The organism is Polaromonas sp. CG_9.11, assembly GCF_015752225.1.
GTDB lineage: Bacteria > Pseudomonadota > Gammaproteobacteria > Burkholderiales > Burkholderiaceae_C > Polaromonas.
The window spans coordinates 168,076-175,759 of the sequence record NZ_JADOVE010000007.1; the positions used below are offsets into that span (position 1 = coordinate 168,076).

At 59.1% G+C, this 7,684-nt stretch carries 9 protein-coding genes; 7 read left to right on the forward strand and 2 right to left on the reverse strand.

Translation table 11 applies throughout. The annotated features are described in order from the left end of the window. The first annotated feature begins 14 nt into the window (after positions 1–14). The 3 genes from IWX85_RS08185 to IWX85_RS08195 are packed head-to-tail and all read left to right on the forward strand — an operon-like array spanning position 15 to position 3,101. Positions 15–899: a phytoene/squalene synthase family protein gene (locus IWX85_RS08185; protein ID WP_231379623.1), complete on the forward strand. Its 885-nt coding sequence runs from the start codon at positions 15–17 to the stop codon at positions 897–899. Positions 900–909: 10 nt separating this feature from the next. Continuing rightward, the gene (locus IWX85_RS08190; protein WP_196869407.1) at positions 910–2,124 is read left to right on the forward strand and encodes a lycopene cyclase family protein; all 1,215 of its coding nucleotides are present in this window, start codon (positions 910–912) and stop codon (positions 2,122–2,124) included. Positions 2,125–2,183: 59 nt separating this feature from the next. Next, positions 2,184–3,101 (forward strand): Brp/Blh family beta-carotene 15,15'-dioxygenase, encoded by a 918-nt coding sequence (locus IWX85_RS08195; protein ID WP_196869408.1) that lies wholly within the window; start codon positions 2,184–2,186, stop codon positions 3,099–3,101. 497 nt (positions 3,102–3,598) lie between these two features. Here IWX85_RS08195 and IWX85_RS08200 read toward each other — a convergent pair whose 3' ends face one another. Both IWX85_RS08200 and IWX85_RS08205 read right to left on the reverse strand, forming a co-directional pair. Continuing rightward, positions 3,599–4,897, reverse strand: coding sequence for a lytic murein transglycosylase (locus IWX85_RS08200; protein ID WP_231379624.1), 1,299 nt, complete (start codon positions 4,895–4,897; stop codon positions 3,599–3,601). Beyond that, positions 4,851–5,198, reverse strand: a complete 348-nt coding sequence (locus IWX85_RS08205) for a hypothetical protein (RefSeq protein ID WP_196869410.1) — start codon at positions 5,196–5,198, stop codon at positions 4,851–4,853. The genes IWX85_RS08200 and IWX85_RS08205 overlap by 47 nt, the downstream gene beginning before the upstream one ends. A gap of 23 nt (positions 5,199–5,221) precedes the next feature. Here IWX85_RS08205 and IWX85_RS08210 point away from each other — a divergent pair, with 23 nt between their 5' ends. From IWX85_RS08210 to IWX85_RS08225, 4 genes are all read left to right on the forward strand, one after another. Then, positions 5,222–6,073, forward strand: coding sequence for a DNA/RNA non-specific endonuclease (locus tag IWX85_RS08210; RefSeq protein WP_196869411.1), 852 nt, complete (start codon positions 5,222–5,224; stop codon positions 6,071–6,073). 11 nt (positions 6,074–6,084) lie between these two features. Beyond that, complete coding sequence (locus tag IWX85_RS08215; RefSeq protein ID WP_196869412.1) at positions 6,085–6,333, forward strand: hypothetical protein; 249 nt, start codon at positions 6,085–6,087, stop codon at positions 6,331–6,333. Between the two features lie 100 nt (positions 6,334–6,433). Next, the gene (locus IWX85_RS08220; RefSeq protein ID WP_196869413.1) at positions 6,434–6,955 is read left to right on the forward strand and encodes a DUF6398 domain-containing protein; all 522 of its coding nucleotides are present in this window, start codon (positions 6,434–6,436) and stop codon (positions 6,953–6,955) included. Then, complete coding sequence (locus tag IWX85_RS08225; protein ID WP_196869414.1) at positions 6,952–7,314, forward strand: hypothetical protein; 363 nt, start codon at positions 6,952–6,954, stop codon at positions 7,312–7,314. The genes IWX85_RS08220 and IWX85_RS08225 overlap by 4 nt, the downstream gene beginning before the upstream one ends. Positions 7,315–7,684: the final 370 nt, after the last annotated feature.

Genomic DNA, 7,684 nt, shown 5'->3' on the forward strand with positions numbered 1-7,684 from the left:
CACCGCAAAACGTGATGGATCTGCATGCCAAATCTTTTTCATGGGCTGCCCGGTTTTTATTGCCCGAAGCGCGGCGCGACGCCGCACAACTCTATGCGTTTGCCCGATTGGCCGATGACTTGGCCGATGAAGAGGCACTGGGTCAGTGGGCTGAACGCATGGGGCAATTACAAGCGTTGGAAAGCAATGTGCTGAATCCCGGTGCTGGTAGCGAGCTGGGGCATCAAGTCGGCAAGATGCTGTGTTCAAAGATGGTTAGCGCCGAGGTGATTCGCAATTTCATGGACTGCTTGATTCAAGACGCCAGCCCACGCTGTATTCAGACAACAGAAGAACTTTTACGATTTGCGTATGGCGCTGCAGGCACGGTGGGGCAAATGATGTGTCCCATTTTGGGAACTGCCAACAAAGGGCAACCCTACGCGACGGCTTTGGGCGTGGCAATGCAGCTGACCAATATTGCGCGCGACGTGGTTGAAGACGCAGCGCGCGGGCGCTGTTACATCCCCGCGCAGTGGGGCGTGCGCGCAGAAACGTTGCGCGCACCAAAAAATCCTGCGCAAGCCATCCAGAGCTTTGCGGCCATCCAAAAGCTGTTGTACTTGGCCGATGACTTTTACGCCTATTCACAACAAGGGCTGGTGTACATACCTTCTGGCAATCGCCGGGCCATACGCGTCGCAGCGGCCCTGTACCGGGGCATTGGACAAAAGATTTTGACCGGTGGTGCAGGCCGTTACTGGCTCGGCAGAACATCGCTTGGACGGTTAGAGAAAATAAGATTAATCTTGGCTTGCTACGCAGGCGCAGATCAATTTCCCAGCGCCGCAGTAAGAGATGTGGTGGGCCACGACTTGAAACACCTGGCGCTGGTTCCGGGTTTTCCGGCCAACGTCTGATGCCCTGCCCATGGCGTTCGATATCGTCATTGTGGGGGGGGGCCTTAGCGGTTTAGCGTTAGCCGCTGAACTGGCGCAAGCTGAGTTTTCAAAGCTGCGGGTGCTGGTGCTGGAACAACGCAAAAGCTACGTGCGTGACCGTACGTGGAGTTACTGGAAAACGCCCCACAACGCCGCACATCGCTACAGCCACCTAGAGCGGCAGCAGTGGAGCCAATGGTGTGTGCGGCAAGGCGTAAGCACTCATCAGCAAGCGTCACCCACTGTCACCAAAGACGGTGAAGACGGCAAAGCGACATGTTATTGCACACTCGACGGCGACGCCTTTTATTCAGCGGCACAAAGCGCCATCGCGAAAAGCGGTCATGTCGAGTTGCGTTTGGGCACATCGGTGCGGCAAATAGTGGGTGGAGACACGCCGAGCGTAGAAACCAGCGAAGGCGAAGTGATACAGGCTGCATGGGTATTTGATGCCCGGCCACCCATACAAACCAACGAAAATCGCTTGGTTCAGCAATTTTTAGGGCGTGAGATAACAACCAACAGCGATGTGTTCGACCCCACAATGGTGGAGTTAATGCATTTTCAGCCCAGCACCGCCGGATTGCACTTTTTTTATGTGCTGCCCTACAGCCCACGCAACGCTTTAATCGAGACAACCTGGATTTCCCCAGCCTCCGTCAAGCCGGACTTTGACACTGAATTGCAGCAATTTATTGCAAGCTTTGTCGGATCGGCTGCCTATGAAGTGGTGTACGAAGAAAAAGGCTCGTTGAACCTGAGCTTGAGCCACACCACGCCGAATCATGCGTTGCATGTGGCGCGTTTGGGGCGTGGGGCCGGAACCTTGCGCGCTTCAACCGGCTACGCATTTTTAGAAACGCTGGCGCACTCAGCGCAAATAGCGATGTCTCTTAAAAGTCATGCCGGCACGGGCGATCTGAAAAATTGGATACCTGCGGCATTTAAGCGCCATGCGATTGATGAGTGGATGGACACGGTTTTTCTGACAGTGCTGGAGCGTGACTGGAGTCGAAGTTCATGGTACTTCATGCAGCTGTTTGAGCGGCTCGATGCCGAGACGATGGTTGCGTTTTTAAGTGGCAAGGCAAGCTGGCGACAACGTTTGTTGGTGACCCGTGCACTGCCCACCCTGCCTTTTTCGGCGCAGGCGTTGTCATTGTTATTTAAGCGGGCGTCGAAGTTATCGGGAGTCTCGCACTGATGCCCTCCCCCGTATTTTCCAGGCCCCCACTTGTCCAAGTTGCGCTGGCGGTGCTGGCCATGCTGGCTTTGGCCGCGATGCGTTACCTGGACCAAAACTTTGCGCGAACTGGGCTATGGCTCTTTGTGGGTCTGACCTTGACGGCAGGCTTTTTCCACGGTGCTCTCGATATCGTCTTGATGCAGCGCGAGTTTGCCGGCGCACGCCGCCTGGCAGGCGCTTTGCTTGCTTATGTCGGGGCGGTCGTGCTGCTTGCCATGGTCTGCGCACAAAGTGGCTGGTTGATGGTGCTGATATTGCTGACCATGTCGGTTTGGCATTTTGGCGAACCGTATGGCCGATGGGGAAACGGCAGGTCGAAACAAGGTGCGTGGGCGCAACGCGTGATGGCAGGCGGCGCACCTGTGATGCTGCCCGCACTGCTGTCGGCCCAAGCGCTGCAAGATATTCTGCCAATGGCTGTTGGCCTGGACGCAGGGTGGGCGTGGACGATCTGGCAAACCCTGGCCTGGCTGTGGGTAGCCATCTGCGCAGCAAGTCTCGCCGTGTTTCGCCAACAGCTGTTTAGCAAACCGCTTTGGGCCGAAGTCGCTGTGGTTTTTGTAATCAACCTGGCGCTGTCGCCGCTCATGGCTTTTTCAGTTTACTTTGGTGTGCTTCATTCCGCTGCTCACATTTTCAGGGTTACCGCAAGGCATCGTCACGGCGCAGCAAGCGAGAAAGAAAACCGGACCCGCAACACGCTAAATCGGAGCATCGGTATGGCTATCGTCGTCACTAGCCTGGCCACTTTACTGCTGCTGCTGATACTGGCCTGGTACCTGCAAAGTGCGTCTATCGCTGCCACGGAGCACCACAGTCTGCTTAACGGGCTGCTGGTGGCCCTGACCGCTGTCACGCTGCCGCATTTGGTCTTGGTCAGTCGCAACGCCCATTGGCTGACGGCCCCATCGTCTGCCTGTCCAGTCAAAGAGTAACCGATAGCGGGCTGGATTTAATTAAAGATCGGTCTAATTCAGTTTCCAAATCCAATAAGTAATCTCCCGGCTTTGCCGGGGGACGGTTGCTTGGCATCATCCTGTTGATTCGCGCCGATGAATTTTGAATTTTTTTGCCGCATGCGCAAGTTTGCATTTTTGGAATCATAGGGCGTGCGCCACAGTCAGTGAGGTCTTCCAGTAACGGGTGATACAGCTGCTGTGTAGTCGCTGCCAATGACTTGGCATTGAAACGTATTCATGTGTGTAAACACGGTGCTGCGTTAACCGGTTGGCATGGCATGCACAAACGTTGGTGCAGCGCCCGCATCATCACTCAGATGGTTGTTGACCATGACAATCCAGAAAATTGGTGCGGCTTTCTTGAGAGAGGCGCAGAAGGTTGATTTTTTATTGACACCAACAGCCGTGGCGATTTGGCAGCAAGCGGCTGCACGCTTGCCAGACCTCAACGTCAATGCGCTGTGCCTGTCGCATCACTGCAGGCGCTGCAGAAGGTCCGGCGTCGGATAGCCATCCGCCGGCAGTCCCAGGCTGCGCTGGTAGTTGCGAATTCCGTCACGCGTGGCCGGGCCCATCATGCCGTCGGGCGTGCCGCTGTCGACGCCGCGCGCATTCAGCGCCGTCTGCAGCGCCAGCAACTGGCTGCGCGTCAATGCCGGCACATCGCGCGGCCAGCGTGCCTGCACCGCAGGGCCGCCGGTCAGCTGTTGCGCCAGCAGGCCGACGGCGAGCGCATAGCTGGTCGAGTTGTTGTAGCGCAGGATGGTGCGAAAGTTGGCGCCGACCAGGAAGGCCGGCCCGTGCGCGCCGGCCGGAAGCAGGATCGAGCCGTCGGCCAGCGCCGGCAGCGGCGTGCGGTCCATCGATTGCACGCCTTCGCTCGCCCAGGCGGAAGCGGGCTGCCGCACGTCGGCGTCGGCCCGGGCATAGTCGAAGCCGGGTGGCAATTTAACCTCCAGCCCCCACGGCTGGTCAGCCTGCCAGCCGGAGCGGGCCAGGAAGTTGGCGGTCGACGCCATCACATCGGGGATGCTGCCCCAGATGTCGCGTCGGCCATCGCCATCGGCATCGACTGCATACGCCAGAAAGTTTGAGGGCAGGAACTGCGTCTGACCCATCGCGCCGGCCCATGAACCGATCATCTGCGCGCGGTCAATGTCATGGTTCTGCAGGATTTTCAATGCGGCGAGCAACTGGCCACGCGCCCAGGCCTCGCGTCGGCCCTCGAAACCGAGCGTCGCCAGGGCGTCGATGGTCGGGATGTCGCCGACGTAGCCGCCGTAATTGCTCTCCATCCCCCAGATCGCGACGAGGATTTCTGTCGGGACGCCGTAGCGTGCTGTCAGGGCATCGCTTTGGGGGCGCAATTGGAGCAGCTTGTCCTGGCCACGGGCGATTCGCTGCGGCGACACCGCGTTGTCGAGGTAGTCCCACACCGTGCGGGTGAACTCGGGCTGCGACTGGTCCAGCTTGATCACACGCGGCACCAGGCGCACGCTGTCAAAGGCGCTGTGAAGCGTGGCCTCTTCGATGCCGGCGGCACGGGCAAAGGTGCTGAATTCGGCCACCCATTGGGCAAACTTCTGGTTCTCTGTTGGCTCGTTGGGTTCGGTTTGCGTCGCTGTGGCGGCGGCCGTCGAGGGGGCTGTCAGTTTGGGGGTGACTGAAGGCGCGGAAGCGCAACCCGCAACCGCAAAGATGGCCAGCAGGGCTGGAGCCAGCCTGTCATGGCTTGACGCAAGAAATCGGAATGGTATTTGCATTCCTGTCATTCTCGCCGCTGAATAAAATCAGTTTGATTTCAAGGCCACAGCGCGCATGGCATTGCTCCATGCATGCCCGTACGGGCCGGCTGGTCGGCCCACGATTCCGTTGCGCCACAATGGCCAATGCGTTTGCTGCGCCCTTGTGATGATCTCCTGCAAGCGCGTCGGCGCCGGGATTCTGTCGTGCGCCGCCTGCACATTGCGCCGCCGGACGATCAATTTGGCCCACCCTGACCACTTGCGCACAGTGTGACTTCAGCCATTCCAGAAGGAAGGTGCCGGCTTGAGGCACACTGTCGCCCTTCAAAAGTTATTCCCCGGTTTTTAAACATGCTCCGTTATCTGGTTTTTTCACTGAAGGTGCTCGTCAGCACTTCTGTTCTGGCGGGCACCGACTGCCCGCAGCACTTTGTTGCTGGCCAGCCGCCGGTCGTCACCAACCCCAAGTTCCAGCCGCGCACGCAGCCACTCTGCTTTCGGGCGTTTGCCGTGCTGCATTCGGGCTTGAGCCGTACGCCGCTGTATTCGGCCGAATACCTGACGCGCAAAAACTTGAAAAATGCGGCCAAGCTGTCGCGCAAGGATTCCTTTCATGCGGAAGACGCCTTGCCGGAACGCGACCGGGCCGAACTCAGCGATTACAAACTCACTGGCTACGATCGCGGTCACATGGCACCCAGTGACGACTTCGCAACCCGAAAGGCGCAGGCCGAGTCGTTTTCGCTGGCAAACATGGTTCCTCAGTCGCATGAGAACAATATCGGCGTATGGTCCGGCATTGAGCGCATGACTAGGCAACTGGCGACCACCGAAGGCGATATTTATGTCATCTCCGGCCCGGCCTTCATCGGCGGCAACCTCAAGAAAATCGGCAACGTGCTGGTGCCCACGCACCTTTGGAAGGTGATCTACAGCCCGACACAGCAGCGGGCCGGCGCCTACCTGATCACCAACGACGACACGCGCGACTATGCGGTGGTCTCGGTCTCGAAGCTGGAAAAGATGGTCGGCCTGAGCCTGCTGCCCGGCCTGCCGCAAAATATCCGCGATGCCGGCATGGCGCTGCCCAAGCCCGAGCCTCGGCAGGACCGGAGAAAGAAAACCCGGCCGCAAGACGAATTCACACTGCGCGATTTCACCAGCCTGGTGATGGATGCCCTCAACCGCGCAATCAAACATTGAGGAAAATCGCCATGAACCACTTCAAACCCTATGCCAATGAAAGCGATGTCATCCGCATCGGCGCGCTGGAGATCGAGAACCGCACCGACCGCGTCTCACTCACCGGTGACGTGGTGCTGACCCGGGACCAGGCCGGCCTCGCCCTGGCCAAAGAACTGCATACGCTGCTCGGCCAGGTCGTCAAGGCGCTGCAGGCGGAAGAAAAGCTCCCTCAAATCGTTGAGGTCAAGCCGGCGCAGATCGTCAAAAACCCATTTTGAATCGCTTGCAACCTGACACGAATGCGCTCTTGAAAGCTGATATTTTGGCGTTAGCCTTCACTCGGAACGCAGGTTAAATCCATTTTTTGAAAGCCGCACCATGACCAGCCCCCCTACCCGCGTGCCTGCCGCCATGCAGGACCAGTTCGATGCCATCGCCCAGGCCACCGATGCGTTTTGCAACCAGCGCCTGAACGATGAATACCGGCAGCTTAGCCGCCTGGCGCTCGCTGCCCTGAGCCGCAAGCGCCCTTCGCCACTGCTCAAGGGCAAAGACAGCGCCTGGGCCGCCGGCTTGGTGCATGCCTTGGGCATGGTGAACTTTTTGTTCGACCCGTCGCAGACGCCGCACTGCAAGAGCGCCGACATCCAGGCCCATTTCGGTGTGGGCGCCAGCACCTGCTCCAGCCGCTCCAAGGAAGTGCGAGAGGCGCTGGGCATGAATCAGATGGCACCCGAATGGACGCTGCCCAGCCGGCTGGAGCACAACCCGCTGGTCTGGATGCTGCAGGTCAACGGGCTGCTGGTCGATGCGCGCCACATGCCCTTGGAGGTGCAGGAAATGGCCGTTGCACAGGGTTTGATACCGTTCATTCCCGGCCGCAAGGAGGCCCGCGCATGAGCAAGAAAACCGTGCGCGCCGCCCTGGAGCAAGCCCTGCTGCACGGCGCCGCCATGAGCGCCGCGCTGTGCACCGACGTGCTGATGGACGCCGCCGACGAACTGCAGGCGTCGCTGCGCGAAGACGGCGACGACGCCCTGATCGCCCTGGTGGTTGAAGACCACGAGGTCGCCATGCTTCTGATTGACAAGGCCAGCGTGCGCTACCAAAACGAGGCAGCGCTTGAGCAGTTGCAGCAGATGTGGCGCCAGCACTACGCCGCCAATCTGCAAACCGTGCTGCCCTTGTTTGTAGACGACCTGCACCAGGGCATGCTGGCTGTCGCCGGGGTGCAGTGGGTGCCGGCGCCGCCAGCTTGAAGATGGTATCAATTTAATAGCTGCCAACGCCCGTCCCGCATGCGGTTAAGGCTTTTTTGGTTAAATTTTTTTAACTGCTCAGACCGCTTTTTGGGTTGATGCTCCATGACCTGGGTCTTTGCTATTCCCGGCTTCCTTTGTCATCCCAGGCTTGACCCGGGATCCACCTCGCGCCTAAGCGGGTTCATGGATTGCGGATCAAGTCCCAATGGCACTACCTTAAGCACAGACCTCAGCCATTGAGCGGGCACGGCTGGCTTGAAGCCGGGCTTTGAGCAGGGCACGCGGCTGGGTTAAAGAGCGCATGTTTTTAGGCCGTCGCTTGACCGCGCGTGGCTCTACGCGGCCTGGCCGCTTGGGGCACAGCACG